Below are 19,849 nucleotides of genomic sequence, written 5' to 3'. Positions count from 1 at the left end.
GACCTAGATCACATTGACGACCGCAAGGGAGCTGGGCCATACAGTTTCCCTCACTGAGGAGCCATCATGCCGACCATTACCGAGCAATTCCGCACAGCGCGCGACACACTCATCAAGCATCAAACCGACTACGACGCCGCACGCGCAGCCTTCGAATGGCCACGCTTCGAGACGTTTAACTTCGCGCTCGATTGGTTCGATTCGCTGCCGGATGAAGAAGAAGCGCTCGTCATCATCGAAATTGATGGCACCGAAACCCGACGGACATTTGCACAGCTCAAGGAACGCTCCAGCCAGCTTGCGAACTGGATGCTTTCCATCGGAGTTAAGCGTGGCGATCGAGTCATGCTGATGCTCGGCAATCAGGTCGAGCTGTGGGAATCCATGCTCGCCTGTATCAAGGCAGGCTTCGTCATGAACCCTGCAACCGCCATGCTGGGCACCGCTGACCTACAGGACCGCACCGAACGCGCTGAAGTTTCTTGGGTGATCGTGAACCCGGAAGATGCCGAGAAATTCCAGGATGTCGCCGGCGATTTCACGATCATCCAGTGTGGCGATGAAGCTCCGTCGCAAAGTGCCCACCCGACGATCCAGTTCAAGGATTCCTTTGAGGCGTCGAGTGAGTTTGCTCCGGCCGTCGATACGCGCGCGGATGAGACGCTGCTGCTGTACTTCACCTCGGGCACCACGTCGAAGGCAAAGCTCGTGGAGCACACGCACACCTCCTACCCGGTCGGCCACCTGACCACCATGTATTGGATCGGCCTCACCCCGCAGGACGTGCACCTGAACGTCGCGGCGCCGGGCTGGGCGAAGCACGCATGGTCAAACTTCTTCGCGCCATGGATCGCCGGCGCCACGATCTTCATCTACAACTACACTCGCTTCGATGCAGCCGCTCTCATGGACACCATGGCCCGCGAAGGCGTGACCAGCTTCTGCGCCCCACCAACCGTGTGGCGCATGCTCGCGCAGGCAGATCTGACGCGCCTTAAGACCCCGCCCACCAAGCTGGTTGCCGCGGGAGAACCGCTGAACCCAGAGATGATCGCGACCGTCGAAAAGGCCTGGGGCACCACCATCCGTGACGGCTTCGGCCAGACCGAATCCTCCCTGCAGATCGCCAACACTCCAGGACAACCGGTCAAACCCGGCTCCATGGGTCGCCCGCTGCCGGGCATGGAGGTGCGCCTCATCGACCCGATTACAGGAGAGGAAACCAACCACGGCGAGATCTGCCTCAAGCTCGATCCGCGCCCGGTCGGCCTCACCCCGGGCTACTACAACTTCCCGGAAAAGAACGACGAGGTCTTCCGCGACGGCTACTACCACACCGGCGACATCGCCGAGCTTGACGACGACGGATACATCACCTACGTCGGACGCGACGATGACGTGTTCAAAGCCTCCGACTATCGCTTGTCCCCTTTCGAACTCGAATCAGCGGTGATTGAGCACGAAGCGGTTGCCGAGGTGGCCGTGGTGCCGTCGCCAGATCCTATTCGTTTGGCCGTCCCGAAGGCTTATGTGGCGCTAGCTGCCGGTTTCTCTCCTGACGCTGAAACCGCCGAGTCGATCCTGAAGCACTGCCGCGAGACACTCGCCCCATACAAGCGCATCCGCCGCATCGAATTCTACGAACTACCAAAGACGGTTTCCGGCAAGATTCGACGCGTTGACCTACGCAAGCGCGAGAATGAGATCCATGCTGGTGACGGTGGCGCCACCTCGGTGTCCACCGAGTTCGCCGATACGGACTTCCCATCCCTCAAGGGCTAACCTTGCCTCATGCCCTTTGAACACGTAGCCGCGCAGATTCGCACTGCGCGGACGCTGGAAAATAGGGCTTCAGCAGCGCTGAAGCCCTATGGGATTTCCTACTCCCGGTTCGAGCTGTTGTCCCTACTCAGACACTCTCGTTCCGGGGCATTGGCGATGAAGGAAATCAGTTCATCGCTGGGCCTGCCAGCAGCCTCAGTGACGCATGCAGTGACTGCCCTGGCAGAGGCAGGGCTGGTTTCCCGTTTAGCGAATCCATCAGATGGCCGCGGCGTGCTCGTATCCATTACCGATCAGGGAATTGCCCTGGTCTCCACCGTGGTGCCGGTGCTGGAAAAGGTTTTTGAGGATTAAACCTACCGCACGCCTAGCCCCAGCTCAGCGATGATTTCGTCGCGTTTCCAGGTAACGAACTGTTCTTCGTGACCATCAACTGTGGTGACGATCAGCAATGCAGCAGCCAGCAACTGCTTTTTGCGCACGCCGGCAATCGCACTGCGCGGAATGCGCACCACGTCCGTCGTGAGGTTGATTGCGTGTGGCTCAAAAACGAGCTGATCAGGCGTCACTTCCAGGTGCCCGCCGATCGCAATGCGACCGTACAGGCCGGTGAGCAGCTGCAGTGGCTGCCAGGCCAGCAGCTTTTCACCGAACCCGGTCGGTTTGGCCACGCGGTTCGCTGGATAGCGCATTACTTACCCTTGAACTCTGGGTCGCGCTTCTCGACGAACGCAGCCATGCCTTCCTTCTGGTCTTCGGATGCGAAGATGCCGTGGAAGGTGCGGCGCTCGTACATGATGCCCTGGGACAGCGACATCTCGTAGACAACGTTGACCTGTTCCTTCACCAGTCGGGAAGCAACACGGGACTTGGATGCGATAACCTGGGCGGTCTTCATGGCCTCTTCCAGCAGGTTTGCCGCTGGAACGACCCGTGCGACTAGTCCGGAGCGCTCGGCTTCTTCGGCGTCCATCATGCGACCGGTGAGGCACATTTCCATGGCCTTGGACTTTCCGATTGCGCGGGTCAGGCGCTGGGAGCCACCCATGCCTGGGGTGACACCGAGGTTGATTTCTGGCTGACCGAACTTCGCCTTGTCACCTGCGATGATGAAGTCGCACATCATGGCAACTTCGCAGCCACCACCGAGCGCGTAGCCGTTGACCGCTGCGATGATTGGGGTACGAACTGCGGTGAGGCCGTCCCAGCCTGCGAACCAATTAAGGTTATACATCTCGGTGGCACCCTTTGGCGCCATTTCCTTGATGTCGGCGCCGGCGGCAAACGCCTTCTCGGAACCGGTGAGGATGATGCAGCCGATGCCTTCGTTGGTATCGAATTCCTGCGCTGCTTGGACTACTTCGCGCATGGTTTGCTCGTTGAGAGCATTGAGGGCCTGCGGGCGGTTGAGGGTGATGATGCCGACTCGACCTTCGGTGGAAACCAGAATGTTTTCCATTTAGAGCTCCTTTTCTAGTGGGGCAAATGCGGCCTCTACGTGTTCAGCCGTAACGTCCCCGAGCGTACCTGGCTGCCACTTCGGCTGCCGATCCTTATCGATAATCTGTGCTCGCACGCCCTCCGCGAAGTCCGGATTCTTCTGCATATGACACGAAATGCGGTACTCCTGCTTCAGCGCCTCCTCCAACGTCAAGTCCCGCGCGCGCCGAATCGACTCCAAGGTCACCTTCAGCGCCGTCGGCGAGTTGCGACGAATCCGCTTCGCCGCATCCGCGGCCCAATCCTCGTCATGGTGATCGAGCAAATCCAGGATCTCCTCGACAGTCTCCGCCCCATAAATCCGCGCCATGTCGGCCCGGCGCGGACCGAAACCTACCGCAACATCGACGGCATGCTTTTCGACGTCCCCCACCACGCCACTCGCACACAGGTCCGCGATCAGTGCCTCAATTTTCGCATCGGGCACCAGGTAGTCAGCCAGTCCAGCTTCGATTGCTTCTGCACCACCCTCATGGATGCCCGTCAGGCCATAGTGGATTCCCAGGTTGTCCGGGGCATGGCCAAGCAGCCAAGATCCTCCGACGTCGGGGCAGAAACCAATACCGGTTTCTGGCATGCCGAGACGAGTGGAATCCGTGACGATGCGATGGGATCCGTGCGCTGAAATTCCGACACCACCGCCAAGCACAATGCCATTCATGATCGCCACGTATGGCTTCGGATACTGGGAAATGAGCAGGTTGAGACGGTATTCGTCGCGCCAAAAGTCGGCGCCGGCGTGGCCGTCGACAAGCGCGTCCTCGCGCAGGGCCGCCACGTCGCCACCAGCGCACAGCCCACGGTCGCCCGCACCACGCACAATGACGAGTTGTACGGCGTCATTGTCGCGCCAATCGCCTAGGATGCGCTCCATCTCAAGGGCCATGTCGTGGCTCAGCGCGTTGAGAGCCTTGGGGCGGTCGAGAGTGATAACACCTGCGTTGCCTTTGATTTCACTGCGGATCATGAATGTGCCTCCATCAAAATTGCGTCTCCTTGGCCACCGCCGCCACACAGCGACGCGCCCACCTTCTTTGCTTCACCGTTAGCCAATCGATGCGCCAGGTGCGCAACCAACCGAGCCCCGGACGCGCCGATCGGGTGACCGAGTGCGATCGCACCACCGCACGGATTCACCTTGTCCATGCTGATCCCGAGCTCACGCGCCGAACAAATGCCGACAGCGGCGAAAGCCTCATTGAACTCCACAATGTCCAGCTCATCCGCGGTCCAACCCTCCCGTTCAAGGGCCTTCTTCATCGCATTCGCCGGCTGCAGCTGAAGGGAAGAATCCGGGCCAGCTACCTGACCAACCGAGCGCAGCACCGCCATGATCGGCCAGCCCTCCTTCTCCGCGCGCTCACGGGAAGTGAGGACCACTGCTGCTGCACCATCGGAAATCGGAGAGGAACTGCCTGCCGTGATGCTGCCATCCTTAGTGAAAGCAGGCTTGAGCTTGGACATCTTCTCCGCAGTCGTGCCCTCGCGGACGCCCTCATCCTGCGTCACATCCCCCACCGGAACAATCTCGCGGGCAAGGATGTCACGGCTCCGCTCTGCCCGGATATGAGAATTCGCAGCAACCTCATCCTGCTCCTCACGGGTCGCCTGGTAGGTTTCCGAAAACTTCTCCGTAAGCTCACCCATGGAAATCTCCTGGGCAGCATCAGTCAAACCATCCCACGCCATGTGGTCCTTCATCGACACATCGCCGTACTTGGTGCCGGTACGAGACTTGCCTAGAAGGTGCGGGGCATTCGACATGGACTCCATGCCGCCAGCCACAACCACCTCGGCCTCACCCGAGCGAATCAATCGAGCTGCGTCAATGACGGCCGTAAGGCCCGAAAGGCACACTTTATTCACGGTGTTCGTATGCGCCGTCGCTGGAACGCCGGCAACGAGCGCAGCCTGTTTTGCAGGATTCTGGCCAGCGCCAGCCTGCAAGACCTGGCCCATAATCACAGCTTCAACCATGTTCGGATCAATGCTGTTTTGCGCAAGAGCTCCCTTGATGGCGTGAGAGCCGAGCTCCGTGGCTTTGAGCTTCGACAGACCTCCGAGGAGCTTGCCGAACGGTGTTCGAGCAGCACCAACAATGACAACGTCCAAGGCACACCTTCTTTCGCAGTACGATTTTGGTTTCTACCGTACCGATGGAAAGTGATCTGCGCCACTAGTTTTGGGTTTTTGGTTTTCAGGGATCCGTGAGGACGATAATCTCCGTTAGATAATGGGCCTGTAGCACTTTTGAAGTGGGCACTATCTAACGGGGATTATCGTTGTCGCGGCTAAAGAGACTTACCCACACCTAACGATCGGCTGCGGATCGTAGACAGTCGTGGTGGTTTCGCGGGAAATCTCCACCCCTGAGAGGTCTTTGATGACGCGCGTGTCGGATGTCGTGAAGCCTGGCGCACCACTGGATGGGATGCAGGAATCACCGGGCACGCTCATTTCCTTCGGCTGGGTAGTTGCCCAGCGGCCACCTGGAATCGATTCGACTTCAACAGTCTTCACGCCCTTGAGAGCGACGGTGACCGAGTCGCCGGATACGCCAGCGGTGATCATCACTGGGTATGGCGAAGTGTTTTTAAACACCAGGTCAATGGCACCATCGAACACGGTTGCTTCGCGGCCCGCTGGGTAGCGCGAAATGTAGTAGCTGTGTGGAGTATGCGCTACATCGCCCATGCCGGCGAAGTAGTAGGCGTTGTACAGCGTCGTGGCGAACTGGGAAATGCCACCGCCGACAGCCTTGTCGGCGTGGCCGTTCATGATGATTCCGGATTCAACAAAGCCCTGGGCCGCGCCGCGCGGACCAGTCCACCCATTCAGGGAAAAAGTATCGCCCGGGGCGACGATGGCGCCGTCGACAAGCGCGGCCGTCTTGGCAATGTTCACCCCAGAAGGGCCGGAGAAACCGCTGGTGGTGAAGGTGCCGAGGGTGTCGTCAAACGTTGCCTTTTGGGCCATCTCAGTGGTGAAGGTCGCCTTTTCGTCCACGTAGGTGGCGTCGAATGTGCGCTCGCCTTGGCCGGTGACGCGCGCTGGGAAGTCGGCCATGACCTTTTCCCAGTCGATCTTCACGCCGTCAGCGGAAGGGGTGACGTGTCGGCCACCGCCGGAGAAGGAAATCTTGGCGTTTTGCTTCTTCACCTCGGTTTTGGCCAGGTTCTCGGCCAGGATCGCCTGGGCGGTCTCGGTGTTGATTTCAGTCTTCAACCCGCCTTCAAACGGCACGAAGCCCACCACTTCGTGCATGCGATCGATAGGGATCTCACCGTTGATGCCGTCGCGGCCCTTCACCACAATCGGCGCCGACACGGCCTTCGCGGCGTCGCCACTGGCGGCTTTCTTCACGTCCGTGGCATCGATGTCCGGGGTAACAACCTGCGGTTCAACGGACACGCCTGCGGGATTGAGCCAACCGGACACCACGTCAGAGCGCAAGGTATCGAGATCGACGGTTTGGCCGTCGACAGGCGCGGTCTGCCCCACCTTGCCACCGGCCACGGTGACAGTGCCATCGATGGGAGCCACGGATAATTCCTGCTTGAGCTCGCCGAGGGTTGGGGCGAGTTGCCCTTCGGAAACGTCGCTGACAATGCCCACCTCACGCTCGGTGAAAAACGAGGTCAGGCGATCGATCGGGTTCAGTGACGGCTCCCCCGCCGAGCGCACCGTCTCCTCCCAGTTCACACTGAGTCCAGCAATGGCAGGGTCCAGCTTGGCCTGCTTGTTTCCAGCCATCACTATCACCGGCTGCGTCACGCGGGATGCGAGCTCAGTCGAGAGCTTTTCGCTGGCGGCCTCTTTGCTCATGCCACCCACTGAAACGCCCGCGACTGTGGTTCCGCGGGGCACCTGATCCTGCGTCAGGGCGTAGTCAGCACCATAGGCGAGGGCTGATAGGCCAAGAAATCCGCCGACGATTCCTGTGGCAACTTTCAGTGATGTGGTCATAAAGGCTTTCCGCAAACTTTTAAGCAAATAATTAGTCCCACAACACCTTAGTGAGTGACCTGGGCAACCGCCTAGTTGTTCAACTGCTGCAACCGCACCCGGAGGGCCGAATCTTCCATCTGCGCCAGCGAATATTCGCCTCTGGAAACGGCAGCATTGGCCGTATCAATGGCGGCCACCAGATCTGTTGTGGAGATCCACAAGGCACAATCGGCCCCTGCCATGAGCGCAGCCAACGCGGCATCAGGCGTGCCCATACGATTCGTGATCGCCCGCATACCCGAGAGATCATCTGTATAAATCACCCCGGTGAACGGCTGCCCGCCCGGATAATCACCTGAACGCAGCAGCGCATATGCCGCCGGGTTGATGCTGGACGGTAACGCCTCTCCAAGGCCAGGCACTCGGACGTGCCCCACCATCACTGAACCAGGAGCATCCCGCAGTGCCGGACCATAGGGCGCCAAGTCCACCTGCTTCACGTCCTCGAGAGGTGGCGAGGTCACGTCCTGGAAATGCGAATCGCCGGAGGCACGGCCGTGGCCCGGAAAATGCTTGTACACGGGGGTGATGCCGGCGTCGATAAGCCCCTGCGCAAATGCCGTGGCCTGCGCGGTGGCGACCGCCGGATCGCCGGAGAAGCTGCGGTCGCCGATCGCGCCACCTGCGGGGCCTTTATCGACGTCCACCACCGGCGCAAAATCCACCGTCACTCCGGCTTCCTTGAGGTCACGCCCCAACTCAAAGCCGATGGCTCGCGCGTCAAGGCCCTTGTTGGTGATCTCGCGGGGAGCCGGAACAGGCCCGAACAGTGCAGGTTGGCGTTGCACTCGCCCGCCTTCGGCGTCGATGGAGACGGAGAACGGTCGACCGATGTGCTGGCGAAGAGCAGCGATATTGCGACCGGGTTGGGTGAGCAACGCGGGGTCAGTCCACGAGCCGATGAAGATGCCACCGGCGCCTTGTTCCAAGGCGAAGACGGCGTCGTCATAGTTTCGAACGCCCACCATCATTAGGGAGGCTACGCGAGCGCGCTGTTCGCTTGGGAGCTCGGCTTTTGCCCGGCGCCACGTATCAACGTCCACTCCGAAGCGCGCTGCTTCCCTGACCTGGGCCTGCTCATCTTGTTCGGCAAGTTCACTGACCAAAGCTGGGGCTGGACCATAGAAAACGTCCGCCTCAGGCGCGGAACAGCCGGCCAGGCCGAACAGGAGCGCGACGCTCAAGGCTGCGTTACGCATGATGAGGCTCCTGTCCGGTCGAGGGCTAAAAATGATGACTAGCGCACTTAGTTTGCCAGACATTGGCCTTGCTCGTTGATTAGGCTGGACGAAAGCACACGATAGATACAGGAGTGAAACCGCTTGTCAACCATCCTCGTAGCCTTCGACGGTTCGGAAGAATCCACACGTGCGCTTGAATACGGGGTGAAGCTCTTGCACCCGACTCGCGTCGAAATCCTCACCGCATGGGAACCACTGCACCGCCAAGCTGCCCGCGCAGCCGGAGGCGCAGGAATGATGCAGACCGATTTTTCCTCCGCAGTAGAGGCCGCAGAAGGCGACGATCCCGCCTACGCCCATGCACTAGAAACCTGTCAGGCGGGCGTCACGCTCGCCCAGTCCTTCGGACTCGAAGCGCATGCTCACCTGGTCGAATCTTCCACCTCTACGTGGAGCGCCCTCGTGGACGCCGCCAAGGAACTCGGCCCGGACGTCATCGTGACCGGCACTCGCGCGATCAAGGGCCTGCGCTCCCTTTTTACCTCCTCAACCGCTGACAATTTGGTCAAAGGCTCTGGGCTGCCCGTTCTTATCGTTCCGCCATCGGACGAGGACTTGGTATAGTTCGCCCTATGGCTTTTGAGACTGATTCGCTGACGCGCCGCACCATCGGCCCCGCGCTTGCTAGCGCTGTCGTGGGCTTGGTCGTGGGCGTTGCCGCCGTGATCGGTGTAGCTACCGTCTCTAATCAGGATTCTCTTCCTGCTGGATCAGTCGCCAATGCGGATACGGCGCTGCTAGGCGGCCCGGAGTATGGCTCGCGCCAGTAAGCATCTTCATCTCATCGGTTGGCTGCTGCTGGGGCTGATTAGCTTCGTGCAGTCCCCTGGGCTCACGGTCGCCGATACCAAACATGATCTCGCAGCAAACCCGGCCGGGTTCCTCCGGGGTGCTTTGCATGCTTGGACTGATATTTTCCCGCTCGGCCAGCTACAAAACCAGGCCTATGGCTATCTTTTCCCGCAGGGTCTGTTTTTCCTGCTCACTGACCCTCTTCCCGACTGGATCGCACAACGACTCTGGTGGTGGATCGTCCTCGGGGCCGGGTTCTCCGGCTTCCTGGCGCTCGTCCGAAAACTAAGCATTGGCACGCTGCCGTGGCAATTTCTCGGCGCACTCTTGTTTGCCCTTTCCCCTCGCACTCTCAGCACCCTGGGGGCGATTAGTTCCGAGACCTGGCCGATCATGCTCACCCCGTGGGTGTTGCTGCCGGTGCTGAGCCGGAAGCCGAATGTTCCGGCCTCGATCCTTGCTGTGGTGTGCCTCGGCGCCGTCAATGCCACCGCAACTGGCGCCGCGTGCGTTCCTGCTTTTCTGGCCCTGGTGCTGTCCAAACAGTGGCGAGCCCTGTCCTGGTGGTTGCTCGGCTGCGCCGCCGTCTCCCTGTGGTGGCTGGGCCCGCTCCTTGTCCTCGGGAAATACTCCCCGCCGTTCACGGACTTCATCGAAAGCTCCTACGTCACCACCCGCTGGCTCAGCCCCATCGAAATCCTGCGAGGCACCACATCATGGGCACCGTTCGCCGACTCCGAACGCCTCGCCGGCACGCTGCTGGCCACCAGCCCCTACTTCGTGATCCTCACCGTCTGCATTGCGGTGCTCGGCTTCGCCGGGCTTTTCGACGTTCCCCAGCGCCGACTCTGGCTGACGTCCCTCTTTCTGGGAGTTGCCATCCTCGGAGCGGCGCATGGCCCGTTGGGATCCCAGTACTTGTCCTTCCTGGATGCGGCGGGCGCTCCGCTGCGCAATGTCCACAAGTTTGACGCTTTGGTCCATGTGCCGATCGTGGTCGGGTTTGTGCATTTCGCCTCGACCTTGCGGATTCGTGACGATGCGCGTCGCAAAGCTGCCCTTGCTCTTATTTGCGTGATTGCGTTCGGCGCCATCTCCCCGGCGCTGACATCGCGGCTTGCCCCGCGCGGCGGTTACGAGCAGGTGCCTGGCTATTGGCAGGAGGCAGCCGACTGGCTGAACAGCAACGCGAAGAACACGCGAACGGTGATTTTGCCGCAGTCGTCGTTTGCCCGGCAGCACTGGGGTTGGACCCGCGACGAGCCACTGCAACCGCTGCTCGATGTGCCGTGGGTGGTTCGTGACGCAGTGCCGCTTGTGCCACCGGAGGCGATTCGCGGGCTGGATGGACTCATGGCTCACCCGAGCGCGGAGGGCTTCGCCAGGCTCGGCATTGGTGCCGCAGTTATCCGCCATGACCTGGTCGGTCCCACGAATTCTCAGCAGTTGGTGGAGAAGTTCCGCGAGGAGGGCTTCGAGATCCATTCCTTTGGCGAGGTGGACATCGCCGAGTTTGACCTGAATAACTCCATGCAGATCACCACCGCCGATCCCGTGCGGGTGGCCGGTGGCGGCGAGTCCCTGGCGATGCTGGGACCAGGGACCTATGAACTTGTTTCCGAACACGCACAGATTGTCACCGACACGCCTCAATTGGTGAGCCGAAATTACGGAACGGTGTGGAACGCGCAGTCGGCGCCACTTGCACCAGGCGAGGGCATGGATGTGCGTAATAAGGTGCGCGATTACCCCTCCGTGGGCGCGTTGAACACGGTTGAGGGAGCGCCGCTGTCGGTGTCCTCCTCCGCGGGAGATGCCACCGCTTTCGGCGGCGCCGACGCCACCCGCGGGCTCACCGCAGCAGTGGACGGCTCCACAGACACCGCCTGGTATCCGGCCCCTGGCCAGCAAGAAGGCGCAACCTTCAACATCCACGGCACTTTCGACGACCCGACAGTCGAAGTCCTCACCGAGGGCACCGCCGTCGTCCTCACGTTCAGCACCGGCACAACACGCGTAAACAAAGTCGCAGAACCCGGCATGCCCCTGCGTGTCTCGCTGCCGGTCGAGCGCGCCGAAGACATCACCATCACCATGGGCGCCTCCCAGGAGCCAGTCGGCCTTGCCAACGTCACCATCCCCGACCACGATCTGCGCCGCATCCTCACCGTGCCAAACACCTCCCCCGACGTGCAGAAATTCCTCTTCCAGCGCCTCTTCGTGGACACCGGCTTCATCGAACGACGCTTCACCGCGCCCCGCGACATGACCGTCCACATCGACGCCTCCTCCTGCACCGAGGAACCCGCCACCACCAACCCCACCGACATCACCGACGACTTCCTCCTCGACGGCTCCCCCATCGCCTGTGGCGACACCATCCCCCTCACCGCAGGCACCCACGAACTATCCACCACCGCCGACTGGATCACCCTCACCACCCCAGAATTCACCCCACCACCAGCACCAACCCCAATCCACGACATCGTCCCAGCCTCCGACAAGCCACAACTGCTCATCACCGGTCGCGCCCACAACGACGGCCTCCGCGCCACCATCAACAACGTGCCCCTCGAACCCCGCCTTATCGACGCCAGCACCCAAGCCTTCCTCATCCCTCCCGGCGTCCACGGCCCCGTCCAACTCAGCTTCATCGGCGACCGCCCCTACCGAACCACCCTTTTCGGAGGCCTCGCCCTAGCACTCATCACCACCAGCGGCTGCGCCTTCCTCGCCCGCCGACACACGCCAGGACCACTACCAAGCCTGGACACCCCACCCCTGATCCTCGGAACAGCAACAATCCTCCTCGTCGGAGGTTGGACCGGCCTCATCGCCCTCGCCACCTGTTACCTCATCCCCCGATACACCCTGCTAACGAACAAACACCTCGCGATCATGGGAATCAGCGTCGCAGGATTGTGGCTCGCCCACGCGCCATGGCCAGCCGAAGGCTATGCCGGAGACCAGTGGTTCACCACGCTCGCCTGCTGCATCGCACTCGCGGGAAATCTTTCCCGTAATTGGACCGGAAATCCGGCATTTGCCCAAGAAAGCGGGTCTAAGTAGGGGAAAGATTTCGGTGGTAGGGAAATCTTTCCCGTCAACGGACAGGCCTTCCTGGCGTTTTGCTCAAAATCCTGCCCAAACAGGGGATGTTTTTCTCCCCAACCGAAATCTTTCCCCTATTTGGACAGCTCCACCTGGGCTTTTCCGCCAATCCGTGTCCAAATACGGGAAAGATTTCCCGCCGGCCGCTCGATGAAGTGGTAGCTCGCTGCAGCCAGCGGAATGGTGAGTCCGGTGGTGACGAGGAGTACTAGTCCGAAGTGTCCGCTGAATTGGGGCACGCCGAGGATCGGGAAGGCCCAGGACAGCATGGGTACGTGCCAGAGGAAGATGCCGTAGGACCAGGTTCCTAGGTGTTGGAACAGCTTGCTGGTGAGGAATCGCGGGGCGGTTCCGAGGGCGACTGGGAGGAAGACCAGTGCGCCGAAGAGGGTTCCTGCTAGGGTTCGGCGCAGGAATTCCCATGGGCTTGGGTGGACGAGTCCTAGGGGCCCGAACCAGGGTTGTGCTGCGATCCATGCGACGACGAGTGCCAGGATCCAGTAGGCCCAGGTAGGGCCAGGAATTCGCACGGTGTCTTCGAGTTCAGCGGCGAGCATTCCGATGGCGAACCAGCAGATGTAGGAGATGGGAAAGATTTGCAGGTTTGGCAGTCCTGGGGCGGGCGTGGCCATCACGAAGGGCAGGAAGGACCAGCCGAGTGAAAGCAGGGATACCGCGATGATGAGTGCGATGCGAATCTGTGCGCTGCGGCGTCGTAAAGCGAGCGCGATGAGGGGCAGCACCAGGTAGAACGCCACCTCCACGCAGAGCGACCACAGGTGGGTCAGGCCCGGCGCGAGGGCGGCTGGGACGTAGATCTGGGTGAGGGTGAGGTTGGCGAGGATGGTGGCGGGGCGGGTGCCGAAGGCGTCGGGAAGCAGGAGGAAAACGCCGATGACGGTGGCCCAGTAGGCGGGGAGGATGCGCAGGGCGCGTTTGGTGTAGTAGCGACGCCACCGGTGATCGTCGCGGTGTCTGCGCCAGAGCAGGTAGGCGGAGAGGGCGAAGAAGACGGGGACGAAGAAGTCGAAGCGGGCGAGGATCGAGTCAGGGCGCACGCCGGTTTGGAATGCGACGTGGGTGAGCATGATGCCGAAGGCGGCGACTGCCCTGAGTCCTTCTAGCGAGGGGATAAAGGAGGTCTGCGAACGGTAAGCTTGAGCTGTTGACACTTATTCCTCCTTCACGTTTTTGGATAGTAATGGAAAGGCGCGCCTGGTGACGAAAAAGGCCAAAGCTGGCATCGCATTCACACTGGCCTTGGTTCTGCTTGCCTTGCGCGCGGTCGGCCCGTCCCTCGCGACGGCTGAGGTGCGCCTGCTCCAATTGGGCTCGACAACGACGGTCACCACCGAAACGGCGGAGGGCGTGCTTTTCGACGACAAAGCCTGGGAATCCGGCCAGCCCCTGGATCCATCTTGTGGCACCCATGTGAGTTGCTTCGTCTCGCATCCTTCGGTGTCTGCGACCACCACCATTGAGGCGAAACCTGGGTCGACCCGAAAGACGGCGGATTACAACGTAAAGCATCATGTCGCGACTGCGGATGGCACGAACCTGTTCGACGCCGCGGACAAGGTCACCTTGGTGCGCCATTCCTCGATCCCGGTGGACGAGCCCTTAGATTCTCTTGAATCGCAGTCTCCTTTGCCGGGCTTTACGCATCACACCACGGAGCAGATCCGCGACGGCCTGCAATACACCTTCCCGTTTGCGACGGAGTTCCGTAGTTACCGGTATTTCGACATTTACTCGGCCACCACGACGCCGATTGATTTCCACGACAAGGAAACTCTGCGGGGCCACACGGTGTATCGCTTCAATCAGAAGATCGCGCCGGTCCAGCTGCAGATCGGCGGCATCAAGGGCGCTGCGAATCAGTTCTATGATCCCCAGGAGATCACTGAGCAGGGGCTGGCCGCGGCGAGCACCGTAGTGATGAATCAGTACTACTCCATGACGCGCACATTGTGGGTGGAGCCGAAGACGGGCACCATCATTGACAGCGTGGAAATCCCGCACATTTTCCTCGCGCGCGACGCGGTGGAGGCTGCCCGGGTGCAGCCTGATTCCCCACGGACGCTTTTCCGCGCCACCTTGCGATGGGATGAAGACACCCGCGCCCACATGTGGCAGCAGGCCGATGAGCATTTGAATCTGCTGCACTGGGTGAGTGTTTCGTTGCTGCTCGCCACGGCCGCCAGCGCAGGCCTGATCGTTCTGGGAATCTACTTCCTGCGCCGTCAGGACTGAACATTATGCGTGTCAAGGTCGCCACGGTAGCGTGGGCTGCGCTGCTCATCGGCATGCTGCTGTGGCCATTAGTGCATCCGGGGGCGCTGCTGTATCGAGACATGGCGGTGCTCGCGCACCCGGCGCTCACGGAAAGCGCACTGGGTTTTGGCGATCTGCCGGCGCGCAATGCGCCCCAGGATGGGCTGCTCGCGTTAGTCGGAATGGTGGCGGACGCCTCCTGGTTCGCGCGATTGTTGCTGGTGGCCAGCGCAGCTTTCGGCGCCTATGGGGCCGTTTGCGTTGCACGAAAGGTTGAAAGCACCCCGCTAGCCACGCTCCTTGCTGTCACCATGACCGTTGCAAACCCGTTCATCGTTGAGCGGTTGCTGCAAGGACACTGGTCCCTGTGCATCGCGGCGTGGCTGCTGCCGGGCATCGCGGTGTGGTCGCTTGAGGGGCGGTGGGAAACGTTGCTCCCGGCCATGTGGCTGGCATCTCTCACACCCACTGGAGCAGTCATTGCCCTGGTAGTGGCTCTTGTTGCGCAGTATCGGCACCTCACACTGCTTTACGGGATCGTGGTGAGTTTGCCTTGGCTCGTCCCCAGCGTGCTGTCCTCTCCAACTGCTCTTCCCCAGGGCGCGAGCATGTTCGCCGCCCGCGCGGAGCACCTCGTTGGCACCGCGGGAGCGCTTGTAGGGCTGGGCGGGATCTGGAACGCGGCTGCTGTTCCGGCCTCTCGGGAAGCTGGATTCGCGCTCGCAGGCGTAGCCCTGTTCGCGATACTCCTCACCCGGATCCGCAGTATCCCCCGCAGGTTCGCAGCGCTGCTCGCCATCGGAATCCTCGCTCCCCTAGCGATGGCCCTCCTTCCCTCCCTGGCCGAATTCGCCGTCGCACACCTGCCCGGAGCAGCGCTATTCCGGGACTCTCAGAAGCTGGTCATACTCGCCATCGCGCCGTGCGTGTTCCTCGCAGCTTCGCTGAGGCCGCGCGCGCTCGCTGCCAGTGCTCTCGTGTTCGCAGCGCTGCAGGTATGGGATGCGCCGATGGCCGTCGAGAAGCTCGCGCCTGTGCCGGAACCAGCCATATCGCTGCCCCGCGACCGCGACGTCTTCCTCCCCCATCTCACTACTTTGGCGCTTATCGAAGGCACCCCGACCGTCAATCCCCTGTCAAAGGCCGCGCCGGTGGTGGAAAATGGTGAGCTTCGGGTCGATGGGGTCCTCGTTGATGCTCCTGCGGAGCGATTCGTGGCTGCGCACGAGCGCTACAAGCAGGGCGATACTGAGGGGCTGCGCGAGCTTGGTATCGGCGCGATTTACGCAGATGGCACGCTCACCACGATCGGTCCTGCTGCCCCGCGTTCCGCTCAGTGGTGGCTCGGATTCGCACTGCTCATGGTGTGGATCAGCGCTGGGCTTGTTGCTCTAGGAGCGTGGCGAATTCCTCGCCGGTGAGCTCCCAAGAAAACTGACTGGAACGCTCTTTCGCTGCCCGCCCTAGGTTGTTGCGGAGCTCAGGGTCTTCCAACAATCGGTAGGTCGCCCGGATGAGCTCCGCCTTGTCTCGTACCAGGATTCCCGTCTCACCGTCGCGGATGGAATCCTTAAGTCCCGCGGAGCTGAGGTAACCAATCGTTGGGACGGCGTGCTGGCCGGCCTCCATGACCGCCAACCCCCAGCCTTCCTTACGGCTCGGCATGAGCTGTACCTTCGCGCGATCCAGGAGGGCATGCTTCACAGCCTCGGACACATGCCCGTGGAACACCACCTTGTCCTGCACTCCCAGCGAAACTGCGTAACTACGCAGTTCTTCTTCCCACCAGCCGGAACCGATGACGTCGAGGACAACGTCGTGGCCCGCGGACACCGCAGCGATCACATCCAGGGCGTGCTCAATTTGCTTGTGCGGGACCAACCGCGAGAGCGTCACCAGGTGGGTCTTGCCGTCGGATTCCAATGGTGCAAATGCCGGAACCGGGTCCAGCCCATTGCGAATGATCGCGATGCGCTGCTTAGCTACTCCGAGGTCAACCAGTTCCTGCTTCGACGGCTCCGACACCGTCACATACTGGGATTTTCGGTACGCCCACGGCGCGACGCGGCTTTCCAGGAACCAGCCAATCCGTGACAGCAAGGGTCCCGCCACCGGCCATTGTTCCCGATGACAGTGGTGCGTCAACACCACTGTCGGCTTACGCAGCCACCACGTGGCAAAGAACGGGATGCCGTTTTGGGTATCCACCACAACGTCCACGTCGCGATGCTTCCCGAGCAGCATTTCCGCAGCTACCGTGACATACACCGACATTCGGCCCCCGCGGCGCAGGAACGCCACCCCGCCACGGCTCTCGCGGTAGTCTTTGCCTTTCACAGCGGCTGTGCGGTACTGCACGCGGTGACCACGTGACGCAAGGTGCGAAGCGACCCGCTCAAGGTATCGTTCGCTTCCTCCCCCTTGGGGATGTTCCGTGTCGCGCCAGCACAGCAATAGAATGTTCATCTCTTGGCACAGCCTACAATGCCTACTGTGCCTTCACTGCATCACGCTCGTCGACATGCCACTTTCGCGCGCTCGTGGCATCTTTTGCGGTCCTTCCCACTAGAGCAGGCCCAGCCGGACGTCTTCTACAGCGCCCTAGCTGCTGATACCTACACCCAGTTGGATGCCCTCTCCCGCGACCTCCGCGGCCAGGACCTGCGTGACGCCAGCGTCCTCGATGTCGGAGGCGGGCCCGGCTACTTCGCCGACGCCTTCTCCGACAGCCACTACGTCAGCGTCGAACCCTCGCCCACCGAACTGCACGCCGCGGGCTTATCGACGCCTTCGGCCATCCGCGCTGACGGCCGTGCGCTTCCCTTCGCCACCGATACCTTTGACTTGGTGTATTCCTCCAATGTGGCGGAACACGTCTCTGATCCTTGGCAGATGGGCGAGGAGATGATTCGCGCCACCAAGCCCGGCGGTCTTGTGGTGCTGAGCTACACCATCTGGCTCGGGCCTTTTGGTGGCCACGAGACTGGATTGTGGCAGCACTATATTGGTGGCGAATGGGCCCGCGATCGCTACACACGCGTGCATGGTCATCCGCCGAAGAATGTGTTTGGCGAATCCCTGTTTGATGTCTCCTGCGCCGAAGGAATCCGATGGGCACGCTCGGTCTCCGGAGCCACCTGCGTGGGGCTCTTCCCGAGGTATCACCCGAAGTGGGCGTGGTGGCTGGTGAATGTTCCTGTGCTTAGGGAGTTTCTAGTGAGCAACCTCGTGATCGTGATACAGAAAAACCGCCAAATCTAGCTGGGCTCGATTTGGCGGTGTCCTTGGCTTACTTAGCGTCTGCGATGCGCTTCTTCAGTGCCTCGAACTGAGCGTGGACCTCAGCTGGAACCTTTGGTCCCAGGAAGGTGAGCCACTCTTCGTTGTCGGCGATGTCGCCAGCCCACTGCTCTGCAGGTGCGGACAGGGCTTCCTTGACGTCCTCGACTGGGGTGTCCAGGCCGGTCAGGTCCAGATCCTCAACGCGTGCGGTGTAGCCTGCGATGGTCTCGTCTGCCTCAACACGGCCTTCGACGCGGTCGATGATCCACTTGAGGACGCGGGAGTTGTCGCCGAAGCCTGGCCACAGGAAGCGACCATCTTCGCCACGGCGGAACCAGTTGACCAGGAAGATCGCTGGCATCTTGTCGCCGCCCTTGCGACCCATGTCGATCCAGTGCTGCAGGTAGTCGCCAGCGTTGTAGCCGATGAATGGCAGCATGGCCATTGGGTCGTGGCGCAGCGCGCCGACCTTTGCTTCTGCGGATGCAGCGGTCTGGCCGGAAGCGAGGAGGGTACCGATCATGGTGCCGTGCTCCCAGTCGAATGCCTGGGAAACCAGTGGCACGGTGTCTGGGCGACGGCCACCGAAGAGGATGGCGTCGAGAGGCACGCCCTTCCAGTCGTTGAACTCAGGGGCTGCTACTGGGCACTGTGCGATTGGCACGCAGTAGCGGGAGTTCGGGTGAGCTGCGAGCTCGCCGGACTCTGGGGTCCACTCGTTGCCCTTCCAGTCGATGAGGTGCTGTGGGTCGCCCTCGAGGCCCTCCCACCAGACGTCACCGTCGTCGGTGAGTGCAACGTTGGTGAACAGAGTGTTGCCTGGCTCCATGGTCTTCATAGCGTTCGGGTTGGAGCCGTAGTTGGTGCCAGGGGCAACGCCGAAGAAGCCATTCTCTGGGTTGACGGCGTACAGGCGGCCGTCCTCGCGGATGTGCAGCCATGCGATGTCGTCGCCGACGACCTCAGCGGTCCAGCCCTCGATGGTTGGGGAGATCATGGCGAGGTTGGTCTTGCCACAAGCGGATGGGAAAGCAGCCGCAACGTGGTAGCTCTTGCCCTCTGGGGAGTTGAGCTTCAGGATGAGCATGTGCTCAGCCATCCAGCCTTCGTCGTGAGCCATGGCGGAAGCGATACGCAGCGCGAAGCACTTCTTAGCCAGGATGGCGTTTCCGCCGTAGCCAGAACCGTAGGACCAGATCTCACGAGTCTCAGGGAACTGGGTGATGTACTTGGTGTCGTTGCAAGGCCATGGCACGTCTTCCTGGCCTGGCTCAAGTGGAGCGCCAACGGAGTGGTAGCAGTGGACGAACTCGCCGTTGTCACCGATCTTTGCCAGTGCTTCTGCACCCATGCGGGTCATGATGCGCATGGACATCACAACGTAGGCGGAGTCGGTGAGCTGAACACCGAGCTTTGGTTCTGGATCGTCGATAGGACCCATGCAGAAAGGAACAACGTACATGGTGCGGCCCTTCATGGCGCCCTTGTAGTGCTCCAGCATTTCTTCCTTCATCGCTGCTGGTGGAGCCCAGTTGTTGGTAGGGCCAGCGCCCTCCTCGTTCTCGGTGCAGATGAAGGTACGGGACTCAACGCGAGCCACGTCGGAAGGGTTAGAGCGCGCGAGGAAGGAGTTTGGTCGCTTCTCTTCATTCAGGCGAATGAGAGTGCCAGCTTCAATAAGCTCTTCAGCAAGACGGTTCCACTCTTCATCGGAACCATCCGCGAAGACGACCTTGTCCGGGGTGAACAACTCGACCGCATCCGCAATCCAGCTCAGCATCTCTTCGTTGTTGGTCGGGGCTGCGCCCTCAAGACCCTTAATTGCAGCAGCGGTCATCGCTTCTCCTGACTATTCGGTT

Annotated in this window: 17 protein-coding genes; 8 read left to right on the top strand and 9 right to left on the bottom strand. The window is 61.2% G+C overall.

Going from position 1 to position 19,849, the window contains the following annotated elements:
• Positions 1-66 precede the first annotated feature (66 nt).
• Together WG939_RS07870 and WG939_RS07865 are read left to right on the top strand one after the other, a co-directional pair.
• Entirely contained in the window at positions 67-1,782 is a 1,716-nt protein-coding gene (locus WG939_RS07870) for an AMP-binding protein (RefSeq protein WP_339984423.1), read from the top strand.
• A gap of 9 nt (positions 1,783-1,791) precedes the next feature.
• Entirely contained in the window at positions 1,792-2,136 is a 345-nt protein-coding gene (locus tag WG939_RS07865) for a MarR family transcriptional regulator (protein WP_339984421.1), read from the top strand.
• A gap of 2 nt (positions 2,137-2,138) precedes the next feature.
• On the opposite strand, the gene WG939_RS07860 is transcribed toward WG939_RS07865, so the two are convergent.
• The 6 genes from WG939_RS07860 to WG939_RS07835 form a co-directional block, all read right to left on the bottom strand.
• A complete protein-coding gene (locus WG939_RS07860; protein ID WP_339984418.1) occupies positions 2,139-2,474 on the bottom strand; it encodes a hypothetical protein in 336 nt (111 codons plus the stop codon).
• Positions 2,474-3,241 (bottom strand): enoyl-CoA hydratase, encoded by a 768-nt coding sequence (locus WG939_RS07855; RefSeq protein WP_339984415.1) that lies wholly within the window; start codon positions 3,239-3,241, stop codon positions 2,474-2,476. Before WG939_RS07855 ends, WG939_RS07860 begins: the two co-directional genes overlap by 1 nt.
• Positions 3,242-4,249, bottom strand: coding sequence for an enoyl-CoA hydratase/isomerase family protein (locus WG939_RS07850; RefSeq protein WP_339984413.1), 1,008 nt, complete (start codon positions 4,247-4,249; stop codon positions 3,242-3,244).
• Positions 4,246-5,394, bottom strand: coding sequence for an acetyl-CoA C-acetyltransferase (locus WG939_RS07845; RefSeq protein ID WP_339984411.1), 1,149 nt, complete (start codon positions 5,392-5,394; stop codon positions 4,246-4,248). The genes WG939_RS07850 and WG939_RS07845 overlap by 4 nt, the downstream gene beginning before the upstream one ends.
• A 189-nt stretch (positions 5,395-5,583) precedes the next feature.
• Positions 5,584-7,248, bottom strand: a complete 1,665-nt coding sequence (locus WG939_RS07840) for a VanW family protein (protein ID WP_339984409.1) — start codon at positions 7,246-7,248, stop codon at positions 5,584-5,586.
• A gap of 71 nt (positions 7,249-7,319) precedes the next feature.
• Positions 7,320-8,489, bottom strand: coding sequence for a glycoside hydrolase family 3 N-terminal domain-containing protein (locus WG939_RS07835; protein WP_445227887.1), 1,170 nt, complete (start codon positions 8,487-8,489; stop codon positions 7,320-7,322).
• Positions 8,490-8,612: 123 nt separating this feature from the next.
• Here WG939_RS07835 and WG939_RS07830 point away from each other — a divergent pair, with 123 nt between their 5' ends.
• The 3 genes from WG939_RS07830 to WG939_RS07820 are packed head-to-tail and all read left to right on the top strand — an operon-like array spanning position 8,613 to position 12,392.
• Positions 8,613-9,095 carry a universal stress protein gene (locus tag WG939_RS07830; RefSeq protein ID WP_339984407.1) on the top strand — a complete coding sequence of 161 codons (483 nt, stop codon included), beginning with the start codon at positions 8,613-8,615 and terminating at the stop codon, positions 9,093-9,095.
• Positions 9,096-9,103: 8 nt separating this feature from the next.
• Positions 9,104-9,301, top strand: coding sequence for a DUF2613 domain-containing protein (locus WG939_RS07825; RefSeq protein ID WP_339984405.1), 198 nt, complete (start codon positions 9,104-9,106; stop codon positions 9,299-9,301).
• Positions 9,285-12,392: an alpha-(1->3)-arabinofuranosyltransferase domain-containing protein gene (locus WG939_RS07820; protein WP_339984402.1), complete on the top strand. Its 3,108-nt coding sequence runs from the start codon at positions 9,285-9,287 to the stop codon at positions 12,390-12,392. Before WG939_RS07825 ends, WG939_RS07820 begins: the two co-directional genes overlap by 17 nt.
• A gap of 116 nt (positions 12,393-12,508) precedes the next feature.
• Here WG939_RS07820 and WG939_RS07815 read toward each other — a convergent pair whose 3' ends face one another.
• Positions 12,509-13,606 (bottom strand): acyltransferase family protein, encoded by a 1,098-nt coding sequence (locus WG939_RS07815; protein ID WP_339984400.1) that lies wholly within the window; start codon positions 13,604-13,606, stop codon positions 12,509-12,511.
• A gap of 46 nt (positions 13,607-13,652) precedes the next feature.
• Here WG939_RS07815 and WG939_RS07810 point away from each other — a divergent pair, with 46 nt between their 5' ends.
• The gene (locus WG939_RS07810; RefSeq protein ID WP_339984398.1) at positions 13,653-14,687 is read left to right on the top strand and encodes a DUF3068 domain-containing protein; all 1,035 of its coding nucleotides are present in this window, start codon (positions 13,653-13,655) and stop codon (positions 14,685-14,687) included.
• A 5-nt stretch (positions 14,688-14,692) separates the two neighbouring features.
• A complete protein-coding gene (locus WG939_RS07805) occupies positions 14,693-16,129 on the top strand; it encodes a hypothetical protein (RefSeq protein WP_339984396.1) in 1,437 nt (478 codons plus the stop codon).
• Here the strand turns inward: WG939_RS07805 and WG939_RS07800 are convergent.
• Entirely contained in the window at positions 16,080-17,174 is a 1,095-nt protein-coding gene (locus WG939_RS07800) for a glycosyltransferase family 4 protein (protein ID WP_339984394.1), read from the bottom strand. The two genes, WG939_RS07805 and WG939_RS07800, sit on opposite strands and share 50 nt — an antisense overlap.
• An 18-nt stretch (positions 17,175-17,192) precedes the next feature.
• Between WG939_RS07800 and WG939_RS07795 the strand changes: the two genes are divergently transcribed.
• Positions 17,193-17,969, top strand: a complete 777-nt coding sequence (locus tag WG939_RS07795) for a class I SAM-dependent methyltransferase (RefSeq protein WP_339984564.1) — start codon at positions 17,193-17,195, stop codon at positions 17,967-17,969.
• A 28-nt stretch (positions 17,970-17,997) separates the two neighbouring features.
• On the opposite strand, the gene WG939_RS07790 is transcribed toward WG939_RS07795, so the two are convergent.
• Positions 17,998-19,827 carry a phosphoenolpyruvate carboxykinase (GTP) gene (locus tag WG939_RS07790; protein WP_339984392.1) on the bottom strand — a complete coding sequence of 610 codons (1,830 nt, stop codon included), beginning with the start codon at positions 19,825-19,827 and terminating at the stop codon, positions 17,998-18,000.
• Positions 19,828-19,849 lie beyond the last annotated feature (22 nt).

The organism is Corynebacterium sp. H130, from assembly GCF_037572395.1.
Classification (GTDB): Bacteria; Actinomycetota; Actinomycetes; order Mycobacteriales; family Mycobacteriaceae; genus Corynebacterium.
Note: the sequence above shows the minus strand (reverse complement) of the source record. Positions and strands in the feature narration are given on the sequence as shown.